General features: G+C 56.6%; 17 protein-coding genes. 9 read left to right on the top strand and 8 right to left on the bottom strand.

Annotation, left to right across the window (positions count from 1 at the left end; all coding sequences use genetic code 11):
• Positions 1–146 precede the first annotated feature (146 nt).
• The 3 genes from ACN1C3_RS30350 (at position 147) to ahpF (ending at position 3,475) form a co-directional block, all read left to right on the top strand.
• Positions 147–1,079, top strand: coding sequence for a site-specific integrase (locus tag ACN1C3_RS30350; protein ID WP_419119409.1), 933 nt, complete (start codon positions 147–149; stop codon positions 1,077–1,079).
• 133 nt (positions 1,080–1,212) lie between these two features.
• Positions 1,213–1,776, top strand: coding sequence for an alkyl hydroperoxide reductase subunit C (gene ahpC, locus ACN1C3_RS30345; protein ID WP_419119408.1), 564 nt, complete (start codon positions 1,213–1,215; stop codon positions 1,774–1,776).
• Positions 1,777–1,912: 136 nt separating this feature from the next.
• Entirely contained in the window at positions 1,913–3,475 is a 1,563-nt protein-coding gene (ahpF, locus tag ACN1C3_RS30340) for an alkyl hydroperoxide reductase subunit F (protein WP_419119407.1), read from the top strand.
• Positions 3,476–3,657: 182 nt separating this feature from the next.
• On the opposite strand, the gene gloA is transcribed toward ahpF, so the two are convergent.
• The gene (gloA, locus tag ACN1C3_RS30335) at positions 3,658–4,179 is read right to left on the bottom strand and encodes a lactoylglutathione lyase (RefSeq protein WP_419119406.1); all 522 of its coding nucleotides are present in this window, start codon (positions 4,177–4,179) and stop codon (positions 3,658–3,660) included.
• A gap of 193 nt (positions 4,180–4,372) precedes the next feature.
• On the opposite strand from gloA, the gene ACN1C3_RS30330 reads away from it, so the two are divergent.
• Positions 4,373–4,909, top strand: coding sequence for a DUF4946 domain-containing protein (locus ACN1C3_RS30330; RefSeq protein ID WP_419119405.1), 537 nt, complete (start codon positions 4,373–4,375; stop codon positions 4,907–4,909).
• A 129-nt stretch (positions 4,910–5,038) separates the two neighbouring features.
• Here the strand turns inward: ACN1C3_RS30330 and ACN1C3_RS30325 are convergent, their stop codons facing one another.
• From ACN1C3_RS30325 to ACN1C3_RS30315, 3 genes are all read right to left on the bottom strand, one after another.
• Positions 5,039–5,401, bottom strand: a complete 363-nt coding sequence (locus ACN1C3_RS30325) for a histone-like nucleoid-structuring protein, MvaT/MvaU family (protein ID WP_419119404.1) — start codon at positions 5,399–5,401, stop codon at positions 5,039–5,041.
• Positions 5,402–5,645: 244 nt separating this feature from the next.
• Positions 5,646–7,190, bottom strand: coding sequence for an EAL domain-containing protein (locus ACN1C3_RS30320; RefSeq protein ID WP_419119403.1), 1,545 nt, complete (start codon positions 7,188–7,190; stop codon positions 5,646–5,648).
• A gap of 125 nt (positions 7,191–7,315) precedes the next feature.
• The gene (locus ACN1C3_RS30315; RefSeq protein WP_419119402.1) at positions 7,316–8,188 is read right to left on the bottom strand and encodes a LysR family transcriptional regulator; all 873 of its coding nucleotides are present in this window, start codon (positions 8,186–8,188) and stop codon (positions 7,316–7,318) included.
• 78 nt (positions 8,189–8,266) lie between these two features.
• Here ACN1C3_RS30315 and ACN1C3_RS30310 point away from each other — a divergent pair, with 78 nt between their 5' ends.
• Both ACN1C3_RS30310 and hppD read left to right on the top strand, forming a co-directional pair.
• On the top strand, positions 8,267–9,211 hold the full coding sequence (locus ACN1C3_RS30310) for a DMT family transporter (protein WP_419119401.1): 945 nt from the start codon (positions 8,267–8,269) through the stop codon (positions 9,209–9,211).
• Between the two features lie 247 nt (positions 9,212–9,458).
• Positions 9,459–10,535 (top strand): 4-hydroxyphenylpyruvate dioxygenase, encoded by a 1,077-nt coding sequence (gene hppD, locus ACN1C3_RS30305; protein WP_419119400.1) that lies wholly within the window; start codon positions 9,459–9,461, stop codon positions 10,533–10,535.
• 66 nt (positions 10,536–10,601) lie between these two features.
• Here hppD and rarD read toward each other — a convergent pair whose 3' ends face one another.
• Positions 10,602–11,483 carry an EamA family transporter RarD gene (gene rarD / locus ACN1C3_RS30300; protein ID WP_419119399.1) on the bottom strand — a complete coding sequence of 294 codons (882 nt, stop codon included), beginning with the start codon at positions 11,481–11,483 and terminating at the stop codon, positions 10,602–10,604.
• Positions 11,484–11,992: 509 nt separating this feature from the next.
• Between rarD and ACN1C3_RS30295 the strand changes: the two genes are divergently transcribed.
• Positions 11,993–12,505, top strand: coding sequence for a hypothetical protein (locus ACN1C3_RS30295; protein ID WP_419119398.1), 513 nt, complete (start codon positions 11,993–11,995; stop codon positions 12,503–12,505).
• Positions 12,506–12,565: 60 nt separating this feature from the next.
• Here the strand turns inward: ACN1C3_RS30295 and ACN1C3_RS30290 are convergent, their stop codons facing one another.
• The 3 genes from ACN1C3_RS30290 to ACN1C3_RS30280 form a co-directional block, all read right to left on the bottom strand.
• A complete protein-coding gene (locus tag ACN1C3_RS30290; RefSeq protein ID WP_419119397.1) occupies positions 12,566–13,204 on the bottom strand; it encodes a helix-turn-helix domain-containing protein in 639 nt (212 codons plus the stop codon).
• Between the two features lie 3 nt (positions 13,205–13,207).
• Entirely contained in the window at positions 13,208–13,378 is a 171-nt protein-coding gene (locus ACN1C3_RS30285) for a hypothetical protein (protein WP_419119396.1), read from the bottom strand.
• A 150-nt stretch (positions 13,379–13,528) separates the two neighbouring features.
• Positions 13,529–14,542, bottom strand: coding sequence for an aldo/keto reductase (locus tag ACN1C3_RS30280; protein ID WP_419119395.1), 1,014 nt, complete (start codon positions 14,540–14,542; stop codon positions 13,529–13,531).
• 573 nt (positions 14,543–15,115) lie between these two features.
• Between ACN1C3_RS30280 and ACN1C3_RS30275 the strand changes: the two genes are divergently transcribed.
• On the top strand, positions 15,116–16,237 hold the full coding sequence (locus ACN1C3_RS30275; protein ID WP_419119394.1) for a sugar diacid recognition domain-containing protein: 1,122 nt from the start codon (positions 15,116–15,118) through the stop codon (positions 16,235–16,237).
• Between the two features lie 252 nt (positions 16,238–16,489).
• Positions 16,490–17,629, top strand: a complete 1,140-nt coding sequence (locus ACN1C3_RS30270) for a glycerate kinase (protein WP_419119393.1) — start codon at positions 16,490–16,492, stop codon at positions 17,627–17,629.
• Positions 17,630–17,675 lie beyond the last annotated feature (46 nt).

The following is a 17,675-nucleotide window of genomic DNA, read 5'->3' as shown; positions in this document are numbered from 1 at the left end:
TACCACGTATAGTTGTACTGTATCACGCAAATATTAAAGTTAAAGATTTGTATTTTTGGCATGGGATATACTGGTATTACCCCGTGTGATGGCAGAAAAAGCACGGTTTAACGTTGTATTTCAGTACGTCACCGAGAGTTGAGCCCATGAGCGATCTGGATCGCTATCTGCACGCTGCAACCCGCGAGAACACCCGACGCAGCTACCGGGCGGCGATCGAGCACTTCGAAGTCAGTTGGGGCGGGTTTCTGCCGGCAACCAGCGACAGCGTGGCGCGCTACCTCGTCGCCCACGCGGGTGTGCTGTCGATCAACACATTGAAGCTGCGTCTGTCTGCACTGGCGCAGTGGCATAACAGCCAGGGCTTTGCTGATCCCACCAAGGCGCCCGTGGTGCGCAAGGTCTTCAAGGGCATCCGCGCCTTGCACCCGGTCCAGGAAAAGCAGGCCGAGCCGTTGCAGCTCGAGCATCTGGAGCAAGTCATCACGTCTCTCGATCAAGAAGCGTTGCAAGCCATGGCTGACGGCGATCAACCCACGCTGCTGCGGGCCAGGCGCGACGCCGCACTGATCTTGTTGGGCTTCTGGCGGGGTTTTCGTAGCGATGAGTTGTGCCGGGTGCGCATCGAACATGTGCAGGCAACCGCCGGGTCGGGCATCACTCTGTATTTGCCGCGCAGCAAAAGTGATCGCGACAACCTGGGAAAGACCTATCAAACCCCGGCGCTGCAGCGCTTGTGTCCGGTGCAGGCTTACATCGAATGGATCAATGCTGCCGCGTTGGTGCGCGGTCCGGTGTTTCGAGGGATCGATCGCTGGGGCAACCTGAGCGAAGAGGGTTTGCACGCCAATAGCGTGATTCCACTGTTGCGTCAGGCATTGCAGCGCGCGGGGATTCCCGCCGAGCAGTACACCAGTCACTCATTGCGCCGGGGCTTCGCCACCTGGGCTCATCGCAGTGGCTGGGACTTGAAGTCGTTGATGAGTTATGTCGGCTGGAAGGATATGAAGTCAGCGATGCGCTATATAGAAGCCAGCCCGTTTCTCGGGATGACCCAAATCGCTGAGAAGCCTATCTAACGTTTTCTTCTATTAATACAGCCTGCTAATAGCCAAAACCAATCAGCAGCATCAGCTTTGCCAATGAGCCATCAGGAAGTTGAGTGGGTAGGATTCACCTCATCAACTTTTCAACCCTGACGGAGAGTCACCGATGCCTATCATCAACAGCCACGTTAAACCGTTCAAAGCAACCGCATTCAAAAACGGCGCATTCGTCGAAGTGTCGGACGCCGATCTGAAAGGCAAATGGTCTGTCGTGTTCTTCTACCCGGCCGACTTCACTTTCGTATGCCCGACCGAGCTGGAAGACCTGGCTGATAACTACGCCGAGTTCCAGAAGCTGGGCGTTGAAATCTACAGCGTGTCGACCGACACCCACTTTGCCCACGCCGCATGGCACAACACTTCGCCTGCAATCGAAAAAATCCGCTACACCATGATCGGTGACCCGACCCACGTGATCTCCCGCAACTTCGACGTGCTGATCGAAGAAGTCGGTCTGGCTGACCGCGGTACCTTCGTGATCAACCCTGAAGGTCAGATCAAAATCGTCGAACTGAACGACGGCGGTGTTGGCCGTGACGCTTCCGAGCTGCTGCGCAAAATCAAGGCTGCTCAGTACGTCGCCGCTCACCCAGGCGAAGTTTGCCCGGCCAAGTGGAAAGAAGGCGAGGCCACTCTGGCTCCGTCTCTGGACCTGGTCGGCAAGATCTAAGTCTGTGAGTCGACTGAGGGCGATGAGCTCTTAAGCACGTAAACCGCATCGCCCCAAAAAAACGCCCGGGCGGAATTCGCTCGGGCGTTGTTTTTTCTACGAATCACCTTTTATCAAAAACATGGAAATCGCCCGTATGTTGGACGCCAATCTTAAAGCTCAGTTGAAGTCATACCTGGAACGGGTCACCCAGCCGATCGAGATCGTCGCCTCCCTCGACGACGGTGCGAAATCCCAGGAAATGCTCGCGTTACTCAAAGACGTTGCCAGTCTTTCGAACCAGATTACATTGCTCGACAACGGTACCGATGCACGCAAGCCATCGTTCTCGTTGAACCGCCCGGGAAGCGATATCAGCCTGCGCTTCGCCGGCATCCCCATGGGCCATGAATTTACTTCGTTGGTGTTGGCGTTGCTGCAAGTCGGCGGCCACCCCTCTAAGGCCAGTAGTGAGGTGATCGAACAGATCCGCTCGCTCAAAGGCGAGTTCAACTTTGAGACTTATTTTTCGCTGTCGTGTCAGAACTGCCCGGACGTGGTCCAGGCGCTGAACCTGATGGCCGTGCTGAACCCGAACATCCGCCACGTCGCCATCGACGGCGCGTTGTTCCAGGACGAAGTCAATGATCGTCAGATCATGGCCGTGCCAAGCGTCTACCTGAACGGGGTCAACTTCGGCCAGGGCCGTATGGGCCTGGAAGAAATCCTCGGCAAGATCGACACCAGCGGCATTGAACGCCAGGCTGAAAAGATCAGCGCCAAAAAGGCCTTTGATGTGTTGGTGGTTGGCGGTGGCCCGGCGGGTGCTTCGGCGGCGATCTACGCGGCCCGTAAAGGCATTCGCACCGGTGTTGCTGCCGAGCGTTTTGGTGGGCAGGTGCTGGACACCATGGCCATCGAAAACTTCATCTCGGTCCAGGAAACCGAAGGGCCGAAGCTGGCCGTGGCCCTGGAAGAACACGTCAAACAATACGACGTCGACATCATGAACCTACAGCGCGCCGACACGCTGATTCCCGGCAAGAACGGGGCGCTGCATGAGGTCAAATTCGCCAGCGGTGCATCGCTCAAAGCCAGGACGGTCATCCTTGCCACCGGCGCACGCTGGCGTGAAATGAACGTCCCGGGCGAGCAGCAATACCGCAATCGCGGCGTTGCCTACTGCCCGCACTGCGACGGCCCGTTGTTCAAGGGCAAGCGTGTGGCAGTGATCGGTGGCGGCAATTCGGGTGTCGAGGCGGCCATTGATTTGGCCGGTATCGTGGCTCACGTCACGCTGCTGGAGTTCGATGTGCAGTTGCGCGCCGATGCGGTGTTGCAGCGCAAATTGCATAGCCTGCCGAACGTGACCGTGATCACGAGCGCACAAACCACTGAAGTGACCGGTGACGGACAGAAGGTCAACGGTTTGCGCTACAAGGATCGGCAGTCAGGTGAAGTGTTGAATGTCGAACTGGAAGGGATCTTTGTGCAGATCGGTTTGCTGCCCAACACCGATTGGCTCAAAGGCACCCTCGAGCTGTCGCCTCGCGGTGAGATTATTGTCGATGCCCGTGGCGAGACTTCAGCGCCGGGTGTGTTTGCTGCCGGTGACGTGACCACGGTGCCGTACAAGCAGATTGTTATTGCAGTGGGCGAGGGCGCCAAAGCATCGCTCAGCGCGTTCGATCATTTGATTCGCACCTCCGCACCAGCGTAAACCGATGCCTAAAAACAAAACCCCATGAGCGATCATGGGGTTTTGTCGTTGCGCAGCTCTAATGTGGGAGCGGGCTTGCTCGCGATGATGGCAGCACATTCAATACTGATGTGACTGTCAGACCGCTATCGCGAGCAAGCCCGCTCCCACACTAGCCCTGTGTTGGATCACTTATGGGTGGTTCACATTGCCGCAGGCTGAATGATTTCAACCCAGTAAGCGTCCGGGTCCTTGATGAAGGCCAGGCTCTTCATGCGGCCGTCGTTCAGGCGTTTCTGGAAGTCCACACCCAGTGCTTCAAAGCGTTCGCACGCGGCGCGGATATCCGGCACCGAGATACAGATATGGCCGAAGCCTCGTGGGTCGGTATTGCCGTTGTGGTAGGCAAAATCCGCGTCGTTCTCGGTGCCGTGGTTGTGGGTCAGTTCGAGAATGCCAGGAATCGACTTCATCCACTCGGTACGCGTCGCAGCGTCAGCCGGGATCTGTGCTTTATCAACCAGGGCCAGGAAGTACAGGCTGAATTCGGCTTCCGGGAAGTCGCGTTTTTCCACCAGGGAGAAACCCAGGATGCGAGTGTAGAAATCCAGCGACCTGGTGATGTCCTTCACACGCAACATGGTGTGGTTGAAGACAAATTTCTGAGTAGCGGTGTCAGGTTGAGCGGTCACGCCCGGGAAAGTGTTCAGTTCTTGCAGGCTCATGGGCCCTCCGGAGAATAAGTGGGGCAAGCGGTGCTCGATATCACGAGCAGCCCCTTGGCTTGCGGTTGACTGGGTTTGCTTGCAGTGGGCCAATGATACGCAAGGGTTGCGGCAGCACCAAACCCATTGGCCTATTGCCTGGTGAGGTTGTGAGGCTCAGACTTTATCGTTCGACCTTCGAGTGCTCATTGCAATGATCCGACCGTATAAAACCGTATTCGTTTTGCTAGGCCTGCTGGTGGGCAGTGTCGGTGTTCAGGCGGCCGATCCAATCGTCACCTGGCCCAATGGCTGGGAAGTAGAAGCGTTGCCGCAAGATGATGCAACGACTGAGTCGCCGCCCAAAGTGTCCAGGCAGCGAGCGGTTAAAAATGATCAATATGGGACCCCGGTCATGGTCATGGAGTTAACTATGACTCAGGTTGAAGCCGGGCATGAGGTCAATCTGCAAGCGGTGTTACTGGAGATGCGCAAGTCAGTGCAGAAGGATTTTGTTTCGGGCGGCTATCAAAGTGTTTGCACCCGGATTCACTCAACCACATTGAGTCGGCTGTCGGCGCTTGAAACCACTTGTACCATTACGCAGAACGGGCGGCATGTCCTGTCTCAAACACTAGTCGCCGCGGTCGATGCCGATAAAGCGTATGTTCTTTCCTATGCTGGGCAAGCAGAGGCTTATGCGGCGAGCCAGGACGAGATAGTCGCTGCCCGAAACAGCCTGAAATTTTAGTTGCTCGTTCACGCATTCATTAGTCGGTATTTGCCGGATGTTTCCAAGTGGATCGGCGATCATCGTTACATCGATTTGCGCTATAAAAAAAGGCCCTGCAAATGCAGGGCCTTTGTAGGGCGAAATCGCTTAAGCGCGTAGCCAGGACTCTACGGTGGCGGCACCGTACTGTTCCTTCCAGGCTTTCAAACCGCGGTGATTGCCACCCTTGGTTTCAATCAGTTCACCGGTATGCGGGTTGTGGTAAACCTTGACCACACGGGCACGGCGCGTTTTTGGAGCAGCCGCCAGCTGGCTGGATTTGCTCGGGTGCGGATCGAGGATGGCAATGATGTCGCGCAGGCTCTTGCCATAGGTTTTCATCAGGCCCTGGAGCTTTTCTTCGAATTCGATTTCTTTCTTGAGCCCAGCGTCATTCTTCAGCGATTCCAGCTGCGCGAGCTGTTGTTGAAGGGCCTTTTCAGCGGCACGAAATTCAGCGAGTCTGGACAATATCTTTACTCCAATAGTGTATTTGGCTGATACCAACCGCAAACAAAGCTATAAGCCAAGCGCCTTAGGACGACTCGGTGATAATGGCTCACCTGCTATCTTGCACAGGCAAGAAAAATTGTAGTAGTTAACGCGCCCAGAGTAAATCACGTCTTTTCTTTATGTGCCGGGTAAGAGTCGCCCGATGCAATTGGGCAGGTGTTCAATTGCACTATAGAGGTTCTTGTCCGCCAGGCGTCGCTATTTAATGATGATTTAATGCATGAAGGAACTCATCGCCAGGCATGGGCCGTCCGAATAGATAGCCTTGCAGGAAATCCACACCTTGTGCCGCAAGATAGTCACGCTGTTCAGGTGTTTCGACACCTTCAGCAACGATGCCCAGATCGAGCTTGCCTGACAGCTCAATGATGCTGTCGAGTATATGTCGGGACAGCGCGTCGACACCGATCATCGCCACAAAACTTTGGTCAATTTTCAGGAAGTCCACATTGAATTGGCGCAAATAACCCAGACTCGAGTGGCCCGTGCCGAAATCGTCGATAGCGATCATGACCCCCAGTCCGTGCAGTTGTTCAAAGAGCTGGTGAGTGATGTCCGTGGGCTCGATCAGCTCGCGTTCAGTCAGCTCCAGAACGAGCGTGACTTTACCGGGTGCGAATGCGCCGAGAAACTCCCGGCAGTCTTCAACGAGCTCAAGGTCACGGCAGTGGCTGGCGGTGATATTGATGCCGATATGGAAACCATCAATGAGCGACTGGGCATGAGGTGCAAGCACTGCAGCGGTTTGTCGCATCAACGAGCGGGTCATCGGGACGATCAATCCGCAGTGCTCGGCAAACGGGATAAACAAGTCCGGGCGCACCAGGCCTTCTTTCGGGTGTTTCCAGCGCATCAACACTTCGATGCCTGCCCATTGCTGGTTATCGCCACGTACTACGGGTTGGAACCAGGGAATGAACTCAGCCGCCTCCAATGCACGTTGCAACTCATGGCTCGGTGACGATGAACGTTTCTGTACCCAATGGCCGAGGGTTGCGGAAATCGCCCCGAAGAAGATCAGCAGGCTGAACAACGCTGGGTACCTGGCCTTCATATAGCGCCAGACTTCTCCCTCAGGCATGCCGGCCTCGACGCCGTAGGCGTAGCGGGACGACTGGAGATGGGTGGGGGCCACGGGGGAAACCGGCAGGCTTGAGTCATGGACCTGTCCATCGGCTGATAGCCAGTGGGGTCCCACTTGCAGCACCAGGTCGGTATAGCGGCTTATCAGTCGCAGTGCGTTGCTCAGGTAAAAACCATCGATGGTTGCGAGAGCGGCTTTATTGCCTTCGCTCAACCGATAGACCAGCACTGCGGTATTGGGCGTGACAGGATTGCCGCTCATCAGCCACAACTTGCCCTCGACATAGTCATTCGGGTTCAGCGCTTGCTCTGCTACGTAGTCGCCAAACAGCGAGCTGCAATAGTTGCTGTTATTCCAGATCAGGTTGGTAGAACGAACGAAAGGGCGGCGGGTGACTTGTTCACGCAAGGCAAGTCGCTCGTCGTTATCACAGGGTTGGCCCGCGAGCGGAAGAATCTCTTGCGCTGCCTGGGCAGCATTGTCGAGCATCAGGTCGAATTGACGGACAGCCTCTTCGGCGGTTTGCGCGGTGGCCTGTTCCAGTGTGCGTTCGGCTTGCAGGTACAGGATGACGACCCCGAGCACGATGGGCAGCGCTGCGCTCAACACGGTTATTGCATACCGTGTGGTCCGATTCCTTGGGCCTTTAACAGTCAATGGCATTTGCGAAACCTGTAACGGGGCAAGAACGATAGGGCTCTCAAATGCAGGCAGGGCAACGACTTTCCTCCCAAAATGAGTTCATGTACCGAGCATGATAGAGGGTGGTGGCGTTTTTTTATGCCTTTTCATGGGTAATTAAGGCTTAACGCCAACTTGATGAACGCCAGCGTGGCCGGCGATGACTGTCGTTGATCCAGTACCGCCAGACCCACCTGACGTTTGACTTGAGGACAAAGCGCCTTTCTCACGTACCGACCGTCTGTGGATTCCGGTAACGATAACTCGGCGACGATCGTCAGCGCGTCGCCGCGGCTGACGCTCTCCAGTGTGCTGAGCAACTGCGAGCTTCGATAACGAATGTCCGGTGTCAATCCGGCGGCTGTGAACATCCTTGAAACCAGCTCCGAAGAACCCGCCTGCGTGAGAATGAACGGGTCGCTGCACAGTTCACGCAAGGTCACGCTTTCCTTCGCGGCCAGCGCATGAGCAGCAGGGACCAACGCGACCATCTGGTCTTCGACCAACGCAAACGTGTCAAAGCGCTCTTCAGGCAACACCACAAATCCGATATCGATCCGCCGTTCTTCAAGCCACTGTAGGACTTGGCGATCCGGACCTTCGTCGACGTGTACCTCAATCCCCGGATGGGCCGCGCGATACTGCTGCAGAATCATCGGCAACAGCTTCATTGATGACGTTGGCCCAAAGGAGCCAATACGCAACGTGCCACGTTTCATGCCGCGCGCATCGGCGGCTTCCTGTTGCAGGGTGTTGGCCAGCCCGAGCATGGCTCGGGCGCGCAACAACAGTTGCTGGCCGATATCACTCGGTTCGACCAGAGACTGATGCCTTCTAAACAACTCGACACCGAGTTCTTGCTCCAGGGATTTGATGGCATGGGACACCGCCGATTGGGTAATGCCCAGGCGGATCGCGGCGCTGGTAAAGCCGCGCAGCTCGGCGACCAGTGAAAAAATCTCGAGTTGGGTCAGGGTCATGAGCTTTTACTCATTTTACGATGATCAAGTATTAGTCAAAGAATACGCCATGCCCATGCCTTTGCGCCCGAGAGTTACATGAGAACTGATGTAAAAGCAGCGCCGATTGACTCCGATTTTCCGGTTTACCTGAAGCTGGCCACGGTCACGATGATCTGGGGCGGGACGTTTGTCGCCGGTCGATTCCTGGCCGGTACGCTCAATCCATTGCTCGCGGCGAGCATGCGTTTTCTGCTGGCCAGTCTGGCATTGCTGCTATTCATGGCGTTGGCCCGTATCCCGTTGGCGCGTCCCAACTTGAAGCAATGGTTGCAGCTGGCCGTGCTGGGATTCTTCGGGATCTTTTTCTATAACCTGTGCTTCTTCTATGGGTTGCATTACATCAATGCTTCGCGCGCTTCGCTGATCGTGGCATTGAACCCGGCAGCCATCGCTCTGGCGTCCTGGCTACTGTTCAAGGAGCGCTTGAGTCGGGCAAAAGTCATTGGCATAACGATTTGCCTGGCAGGGGCGGGCCTGGTGATCGTCGTTCGAAATCAACAACTGTTTAACGGCGCTGCGAATGCCTGGATGGGTGACCTGCTGATTCTCGGTTGCGTGTTGGGTTGGGGAATCTACTCGCTGTATTCCAAAGGCCTGAACCAGGCGTTGGGGTCGCTGCAAACCGTGACCTATTCGATCCTGATAGGCACAGTGATGCTCTGGGTGACTAGCGCCGTGCGCGGCGAGCTGAGTATCGAAGCGTTGGCGAGCCTTGATCCCGGGCAGTTTTTTAGTCTGCTGTATTTGGGTGTACTGGGTTCAGCGCTGGCCTACATCTGGTACTACGACGGCATCCAAAAAATCGGCGCAACCCGTTCCGGTGTCTTCATCGCTCTCAACCCGCTGACCGCTGTCATCTTCGGCGCGCTGTTGCTGGGCGAGCAACTGACACTGCCTATGTATCTGGGAGGCGGGCTGATTCTGGGAGGCATCTACCTGTGCAACAAACCCCTTGCGCTGACATCGAAAAAGGGGATTTGATACAGAATGCGGACAAACTGATTTACGCTGTGTAGAATCGGTTTACGCATATAAGAATAAGTCTTCTGGCAGCAGAAGCCTCGCCCGTAAGAGAATGGGTCGACATGAAGCTACTAGGGTTCCAACTGATTTTCGGTGATTTCCTCGCCCGCAGCGTGCGGGGGATTTCCTGCGCGCCGCCCGCCTGTCTCAGCATTGCTAGTAACTAACGATCCGTTAATTCTAAAAGCATGATGAGGCGCCAACCATGGCAGATTTATACGAAAACCCAATGGGCCTGATGGGCTTTGAGTTCATCGAATTCGCATCGCCTACCCCAAATACGCTCGAACCGATCTTCGAGATCATGGGGTTCACCAAAGTCGCCACCCATCGCTCCAAAGACGTGCACCTGTACCGTCAGGGCCACATCAACCTGATCCTCAACAACGAACCCCACAGCGTCGCTTCGTACTTTGCTGCCGAGCATGGCCCGTCGGTCTGCGGCATGGCATTTCGCGTCAAGAACGCCCAGCAGGCGTTTGCACGTGCTCTGGAACTTGGCGCCCAGCCGATTCATATCGAAACCGGCCCGATGGAGTTGAACCTGCCGGCGATCAAAGGCATTGGCGGCGCGCCGCTGTACCTGATCGACCGTTTCGGCGAAGGTAGCTCGATCTACGACATCGACTTCGTGTTCATCGAAGGCGTGGACCGCAATCCGCAAGGCGCTGGTCTGCAAATCATCGATCACCTGACCCACAACGTGTACCGCGGGCGCATGGCTTACTGGGCTGGTTTCTACGAGAAGCTGTTCAACTTCCGCGAGATCCGTTATTTCGACATCAAGGGCGAATACACCGGCCTGACCTCCAAGGCCATGACCGCACCGGATGGCATGATCAAAATCCCGCTGAACGAAGAATCGTCCAAGGGCGCAGGGCAGATTGAAGAGTTCCTGATGCAGTTCAACGGCGAAGGCATTCAACACGTTGCCTTCCTGACCGACGATCTGATCAAGACCTGGGATCACCTGAAGAAAATCGGCATGCGCTTCATGACCGCGCCGCCTGAAACCTACTACGAGATGCTTGAAGGCCGTTTGCCGAACCACGGTGAACCGGTTGAAGACTTGCAATCGCGCGGGATTCTGTTGGACGGTTCGTCCGAGGCAGGCGACAAACGCCTGTTACTGCAAATCTTCTCCGAAACCCTGATGGGCCCGGTGTTCTTCGAATTCATCCAGCGTAAAGGCGACGATGGCTTTGGCGAAGGCAACTTCAAGGCGCTGTTCGAATCCATTGAACGCGACCAGGTTCGCCGTGGTGTGCTTGCCACCGAGTAATCGGTATCAGATGTGAAAAATCCCGGTCAGCAGCAATGCTGACCGGGATTTTTTTTCGCCACCGGATCAGGGGCGCAGATGCCGAACCAAATGCTTAAACCCTTCGAAAACCAACACCAGCACCGCCAGCCAGATAGGGATATACGTCAACCATTCCCCCGGTCCGATGCTTTCCCCCAGCAGCAGGGCGACGCCGAGCAGCAGTACCGGTTCGACATAACTGAGCAACCCGAACAGGCTGAAGGCCAACAACCGGCTGGCGATGATGTAGCTCACCAGCGCCGAGGCGCTGATCAGCCCAAGCACCGGAATCAGCACGTACAGCCACGGATGTTGCCCGACCACGCCAAAACCCTGCTCACTGCTTTGCACGAACCATAGTGCCACCGGCAGCATCAAGGTCATGTCGAACCACAGCCCACCCAAGTTGACCGCGGCCAGGCGGCGACGCAACACGAAATAGATCGGATAACCGATGGCCACCAGCAAGGTCGCCCAGGAAAAGCTGCCGACCTGATACACCTCATTGACCCCGCCGAGGGTGGCGAAGAACACCGCGATCTTTTGCAGGTACGACAGCTGCTCGCCGTAGACGAGTCGTCCGGTCAGGACCATGGTCAGCGGCAGTAAAAAGTAGCCCAGGGAAACATCCAGGCTATGCCCGTTCAGTGGTGCCCACATGAACAACCAGAGCTGTACGCCGAGCAACGCCGAAGAGAGCAACAGGCCCAGCGCCAGAGCAGGTTTTCCAGGCAGGCGTTTAACCAGTGCGATCACATGTTTCCATTCGCCGGAGGCGAGCATGAACACGGTCATACACGGCACGGTCAGCAGCATCCGCCAGCCAAAAATCTCTACACCGCTGAGGGGCGAGAGCAGCGACGTATAGAAATACATGACGGCAAACAGCACCGATGCCAGAACCGATAAAGCAATACCTTTTGACACACTGTCCTCGCGAGACTTGGGCAATTAAGCGTTTTAAAAGAAGGGGGAATTTTGCGGAGAGAATATAGGGGTTTTTCCGCGAGACTTTTACCCGGATTTATCACCTCTAACGGGACTATTACCTACAGCTGCCTCAAGGCCATCGTGTTAGCGATATGACCTTGGGCGGTCATTGGGTGGAGGGTAGAGAGGAAAGAGGGCTCTAGCACGCGCTTCCAGGATTTTTTTCGACTGTTTAGAACGTTTATGCATTTGGGTTATTTATATAGATCTGTAAGGGATATCTAAACCGTCGAATACATCGTGATTGCCCTTAAATATTCTGTTTATGTGAGCATTTTCAGGTCATAGCAGAAATTGATTCGGTTTCACTGCTTTTTAATCGGTCGCAACGCCCGGTTGCGCTGTTTGACCGTCATCTTGTTCCACAGCCGCCACTCTCTAGAATCCGCCGCATCCGCTTCAAACAACTGTCCAGATTCAAACCAACTATCCAGAGAGTTTCGAACATGATGAACGCCATGCAGATGCAAATGCCGATGAACACCAACATGCCGATGATGCCAATGATGGGCATGCCGATGATGATGGCGACCATGAGCTGCGAAATGCTCGAAGACGGCATGCAGTGCAAAATGATGCCGGCGGCAGGCATGGACATGGCGATGTTCAAGAACAGCGCTGACATGATGTCGATGATGATGAACTGCGGCATGCCGATGATGATGCATTGCGCCAATATGTCGATGATGTGCATGTCCCAGGACGGCATGGCAATGATGCCTATGACCTCGATGATGAACACGATGCCGATGATGGGCATGCCGATGCCGTCGATGAAATGCATCGTTGAATGCCGCGTCGAAGCGGACTGCATGATGTGCAAAATCATGCCGATGCCAGGCATGAGCATGGACATGCTCAATAACTGCTGTGCACTGATGATGAAAATGATGAACGACTGCAGCATGCCGATGATGATGAGCTGCAACGGCATGCCGATGATGTGCTGCACCTGCTGAGTCAGGTTGAGCGTTCAGGCCAATAAAAAGCCCGGCAGTGATGCCGGGCTTTTTGCTGTCTCAATCCAATCGCTCCGGATGGGTAATCACCAGATAGGCGACGGCTTCGCTGTCGGCCGGGTTGCGGTAACGGTGGGGTTGGTCGGCGTAGAACAAGATCGAGTCGCCGGTCGAAAGCAGATAACGTTCCTGATTGACGCTGATCTCCAGAACACCTTGGGCAACCACCAGGTTTTCCTGAATGCCAGGGCCATGTCCTTGCGATTCTTCTTCGCCCAACGGGCTGATACGCAATTCGTAGAACTCCACCTGACGCGCCACGTCGAAGGGGAAGAGGGCGCGGCTGACAAAGGCGCCATTGGCACTGACCAGGCGTTTGCTATTTCGGGCCGGCAACAAGGCAACGCCTTCGAACGCACGGTTCTCCAGAAACGCCGCGACCGAGACTTTGAGGCCTTTGGCAATCTTGCACAGGACCTTGATCGACGGCACGCTGCGGCCCGATTCGATTTGCGCGAGCATCGCTCGGCTGACGCCGGACAAACGTGCCAGCGCATCCAGCGACAGATAACGTTTGCTGCGCAGGCGTTGCAGGTTCTGGCCGACCCGCCGGCTGATCAGGTCATCGTCCAGGCGCTGGCTTTCGCTGCCATCGCGTTCCAGCTCATCGTAGCTGGCTAGCGAACTCAAAGGGATCATGGGTCAGGCCTGATTCGACTCGCTGGATTTGCCGACCGGACCCTGCCCGACCAACTGAGAAGCTGCGTAATTGGCGCGAACGGCATACAGGTTCCACATCAGCTCGGCCAGATGACGTGAATGCTGGCGCTTGCGGTAACTGGCGAGGTCAATGACGTTGTCGGCTCGGCTCATGGTGCACTTCCTCAGTAGTCCTTGTGAGGCCTCAGAGTACTGCGATCCTGTTATATCCATAAATACTTAATTTTTATTTATTAATGCATTTATGGAATAAAAAAGTCCGAATCCTCAATGCTGAAGCTTTCAATGATCACAGAGTGCCGTTTAGCGTGAGCGCGGTACCCGCCCGGAAACGAAATGGCTGACATCGTTGTAGCCCGGGGTAGAGGCGTGGCCCGGTGTCACCAGCGAGTCGATAAAAGCTTCGTCTTCGGCAGTGATTTTTACCGCCAATGCCTTGGTGTAGGCGTCCCACTGTTCTTCGGTACGCGGCCCGACGATGGCCGAGCTGACCGCCGCGTTGTTTAACACCCAGGCGATGGCGAACTCGACGATACCGACGCCTCGGCCCTGAGTGTATTGCTGGATCTGCTGGGCAATCCGCAGTGACTCGACCCGCCATTCGGTTTCCAGAATGCGTTTGTCCTGACGCCCGGCTCGGCTGTTGGCGTCCGGCGTGACATCCGGTGCGTATTTACCGCTGAGTACACCACGGGCCAATGGACTGTAGGGCACCACGCCGAGACCGTAGGCATGGGCGGCGGTGATCTGTTCTGTCTCGGCCTGACGGTTGACGATGTTGTACAGCGGCTGGCTGATCACCGGCCGGTCGACCCCGAGTTTATCCGCCACGCGAATCACTTCGGCGATGCGCCAGCCGCGGTAATTGGACAGTCCCCAGTAGCGGATCTTGCCCTGGCGCAGCAAGTCGCCAATGGCTGAAATGGTGACCTCCAGCGGCGTGTTGTGGTCCTCGCGGTGCAGGTAGTAGATGTCCAGGTAATCGGTGCCCAGTCGGGTCAGGCTGGCCTCGATGGCGTTGAAGAGATGCTTGCGGCTCAAACCCGTGCGATTCGGTACACCGTCCACCGGGCCGAAACCAACCTTGGACGCGACGACCCACTCTTGACGGTGACTGGCAATCGCTTCACCGACAATTTCCTCGGAACGCCCGTTGGTGTAGACGTCCGCCGTGTCGATGAAATTGATGCCCTGATCCCAGGCCTTGTCGATGATCCGCAGGGAATCTTCGGTGCTGGTCTGTTCGCCGAACATCATGGTGCCCAGGGTCAGGGCGGACACTTGCAGACCGGATTGGCCGAGGGTTCGGTAGCTCATGATGAAATCCTTTTGCCAGTGGGAAAGGCTCAATCAAATACCAGAACGACTGCACGGGGCAAACGGAATTATTGAACACCCCCGGATTAAATGTGGGAGCGGGCTTGCTCGCGAAAGCGGTTTTACATTCAACATTGATGTTGGCTGATACACCGTCTTCGCGAGCAAGCCCGCTCCCACACTAGGTTTGTGTTAATCAGGCACGAAGGGTACGGGTCATGCGCAATGCCAGCAGGCTACCGGCAACGATCACTCCGGCCAGCAGGTACAGTGCGGCCGACCAGCAGCATGAACACCGCCGCGGTAGCAGATGAAAATGAACGGGATGAGGCGCTGGGTAATGCCCTGTAGACGGCATTTTTGTCGTCAGCTGTGGCCAGGGTGGCGGCGCTCTCTGACATGGCGGGTCTCTCTTTATTATGATTTTTTGCGATGCGAAGGTAACGTTGATCGCACCAAGAGTCTCGGTCACCCCAGGGTTCCTGTCTTTGTGCCTGCGCACAGGGTTTGCGGGCTTGCGCTGTGCCGGGGAAAAATCACTAATAAGAAACTGCCTTCAAGGATCTCGCTGCTATGTTCGAACTGGATCATGACCTGGCGCAGGATATCGTCGACCGGGCGATGGCCATCCTGCCCTATAACGTCAACGTCATGGACAGCCAGGGCCTGATTTTGGGCAGCGGCGAGCCGGAGCGGGTCAACACCCGCCATGAAGGGGCGCAGCTGGTCCTGGCCAATGGTCGTGTCGTGGAGATCGACGCGCAGACCGCCAAGCACCTCAAAGGCGTGCAGCCGGGGATCAACCTGCCGTTGTTCCTCGACCAGCGATTGATCGGCGTGTTGGGCATCACCGGTGAGCCGGACCAGTTGCGAACCTACGCCGAGCTCGTGCGTATGACCGCCGAGATGCTCGTGGGTCAGCGTAACCAGCAGGAAGAACAGCAATGGCGTCGCCAGCGTTGCGATGATCTGCTGGCCTTGTTGCTCAGCGAGGCCGGAGATTCGCCACGCTTGATCGACGAGGCTCAGCAATTGGGGCTCAAGCCACAGTTGCCGCGCATCCCTTATCTCTTTGAGCTGGGGCTGGAGCATGGTCCCGGACAGACCGTTGAAGCATTGAGTGCCTGGCTGACCTCACGCTATCCCGACAGCTGGTGCGTGAGTTCGGCCAAGTCGTCGTTGCTCTGGTGCCGTGCGGCGACGCAGTCGATCGAAAATGAACGGCTGCTGGAAAAACTTGATGGTCAGGGCTGGAACATACTGCGTATCGCCGTCGGTGGTCAGGCCGATGGTCTGCAAGGGTTGCGCCGTTGTTATCGGCGAGTCGGTGATCTGCTGGCTTATGGGCGGGATGTGTTACCACAGAGCCGCTTGCTGACACTGAACCGTTATCGTCTGCCGGTGATGCTCTGGCGTCATCGCAACGATGATGCACTGGACGAGTTGCTCAACCCGTTGCGCAAGGTCATCGCCAAGGACAGCAACGGCCAGTTGCTGGCGACCCTGCGCAGCTGGTGTGAACACGACGGCCAGAGCCAGGCCTGTGCCGAGGCCCTGGGTATTCACCGCAACAGCCTACGCTACCGGATGGAGCGGATTGCCGAAATCAGTGGTGTCGATCCGTTGCGGCTGGATGGGATGTTGGCGTTGTATTTGGGTGTGCAGCTCTTGCCGCAGAGCGATGCCCACCCGTAGCCAAAGATCAAAAGATCGCAGGCTTCGCCAGCTCCTACGCCGACCGGGTACACACCGGCAATCCTATGTGAATACGATCCCTGATCCCTGTAGGAGCTGCCGCAGGCTGCGATCTTTTGATCTTTGCATAACTCGAAGCGATCCGGGGCTTTGTGGAAATGAACAATAAACCCACCTGCGACTTGTGCAGTGGACCGGCGTCATTCCTGATGCCAACTGGCAGCATGGCGGGACTGGAACTGGAGAATTCACATGAAAATCATCATCGCCCCCGATTCATTCAAGGACAGCCTGAGTGCCGAAGGGGTGGCCAATGCCATCGCTCTTGGGCTGGCCGAAGTCTGGCCGGATGCGCAACTGATCAAGTGCCCGATGGCGGACGGTGGTGAAGGCACGGTCGAAGCAATTCTCGCCGCGTGCGATGGCGAGTTGCGCAGCACTCAGGTGCAAGGCCCGTCAGGTGCAACGGTGTTGGCTCGCTGGGGCTGGCTGCCGCAGAGCTGCACCGCGATCATCGAAATGGCCGAGGCCAGCGGTTTGCAGCTGGTTGCGGTCGGTCAGCGCGATGCCTGCTCCAGCAGCACTTACGGCACAGGTCAGTTGATTGGCGCGGCGCTCGACGCTGGCGCGCAACGGATCATTCTGGCCATCGGCGGCAGTGCCACTAACGATGGCGGCGCCGGGGCGATGCAGGCGTTGGGCGTGCGCTTGCTCGACGACCAAGGACAAACGTTGAGCCGGGGCGGTTTGGCACTCAAAGCGCTGGCCCGAATCGATCCGGGAGGGATGGACCCGCGTCTGGAGCAGGTCCGTTTCGAAATCGCCGCCGACGTCAACAATCCACTCTGCGGTCCCCATGGCGCCTCAGCGATTTTTGGCCCGCAGAAAGGTGCCTCGCCTGAACAGGTGCAACAACTCGATCAGGCGCTCGGGCACTTCGCCGATCACTGCGCTCAAGTGCTGGGCAAGGACGTGCGTGATGAACCCGGCAGCGGCGCCGCCGGCGGCCTGGGATTTGCCGCCAAGGCCTTTCTGAATGCGCAGTTCCGCTCAGGGGTGGAAGTGGTGGCAGAACTGGTCGGACTGGCAGAAGCCGTACGCGACGCCGATCTGGTAATCACCGGCGAGGGCCGCTTTGACGCCCAGACCTTGCGTGGCAAAACCCCCTTTGGTGTAGCGCGGATCGCCAGGCAGCACGGTGTGCCGGTGATCGTCATCGCCGGCACCTTGGGTGACGGTTACGAGCAGATGTATGAACACGGCGTCGATGCCGCGTTTGCTTTGCCCTCAGGGCCGATGACTCTTACACAGGCGTGCGCCAATGCGCCGCTATTGCTCCGCGAACGAGCAGGGGATATTGCGCGGGTGTGGCGGTTGGCCCGCAATTATTGAATACCTGGCCTCTTGCTGCCTGTCCCCAAATGCTGTTTCAGGTAAT

It is taken from the genome of Pseudomonas sp. H11T01 (assembly GCF_048515765.1).
In the GTDB taxonomy this organism is placed as follows: domain Bacteria; phylum Pseudomonadota; class Gammaproteobacteria; order Pseudomonadales; family Pseudomonadaceae; genus Aquipseudomonas.
The sequence above is the reverse complement of the archived record's forward strand: the minus strand, read 5'-3'. Positions and strand labels throughout refer to the sequence as shown.

Bases quoted from the DNA above. Each gene is read 5' to 3' on its own strand.
- ACN1C3_RS30350 (WP_419119409.1), top strand. From the start codon at position 147: ATGAGCGATCTGGATCGCTATCTGCACGCTGCAACCCGCGAGAACACC.
- ahpC (WP_419119408.1), top strand. From the start codon at position 1,213: ATGCCTATCATCAACAGCCACGTTAAACCGTTCAAAGCAACCGCATTC.
- ahpF (WP_419119407.1), top strand. From the start codon at position 1,913: ATGTTGGACGCCAATCTTAAAGCTCAGTTGAAGTCATACCTGGAACGG.
- gloA (WP_419119406.1), bottom strand. From the start codon at position 4,179: ATGAGCCTGCAAGAACTGAACACTTTCCCGGGCGTGACCGCTCAACCT.
- ACN1C3_RS30330 (WP_419119405.1), top strand. From the start codon at position 4,373: ATGATCCGACCGTATAAAACCGTATTCGTTTTGCTAGGCCTGCTGGTG.
- ACN1C3_RS30320 (WP_419119403.1), bottom strand. From the start codon at position 7,190: ATGCCATTGACTGTTAAAGGCCCAAGGAATCGGACCACACGGTATGCA.
- ACN1C3_RS30315 (WP_419119402.1), bottom strand. From the start codon at position 8,188: ATGACCCTGACCCAACTCGAGATTTTTTCACTGGTCGCCGAGCTGCGC.
- ACN1C3_RS30310 (WP_419119401.1), top strand. From the start codon at position 8,267: ATGAGAACTGATGTAAAAGCAGCGCCGATTGACTCCGATTTTCCGGTT.
- hppD (WP_419119400.1), top strand. From the start codon at position 9,459: ATGGCAGATTTATACGAAAACCCAATGGGCCTGATGGGCTTTGAGTTC.
- ACN1C3_RS30295 (WP_419119398.1), top strand. From the start codon at position 11,993: ATGATGAACGCCATGCAGATGCAAATGCCGATGAACACCAACATGCCG.
- ACN1C3_RS30290 (WP_419119397.1), bottom strand. From the start codon at position 13,204: ATGATCCCTTTGAGTTCGCTAGCCAGCTACGATGAGCTGGAACGCGAT.
- ACN1C3_RS30285 (WP_419119396.1), bottom strand. From the start codon at position 13,378: ATGAGCCGAGCCGACAACGTCATTGACCTCGCCAGTTACCGCAAGCGC.
- ACN1C3_RS30280 (WP_419119395.1), bottom strand. From the start codon at position 14,542: ATGAGCTACCGAACCCTCGGCCAATCCGGTCTGCAAGTGTCCGCCCTG.
- ACN1C3_RS30275 (WP_419119394.1), top strand. From the start codon at position 15,116: ATGTTCGAACTGGATCATGACCTGGCGCAGGATATCGTCGACCGGGCG.
- ACN1C3_RS30270 (WP_419119393.1), top strand. From the start codon at position 16,490: ATGAAAATCATCATCGCCCCCGATTCATTCAAGGACAGCCTGAGTGCC.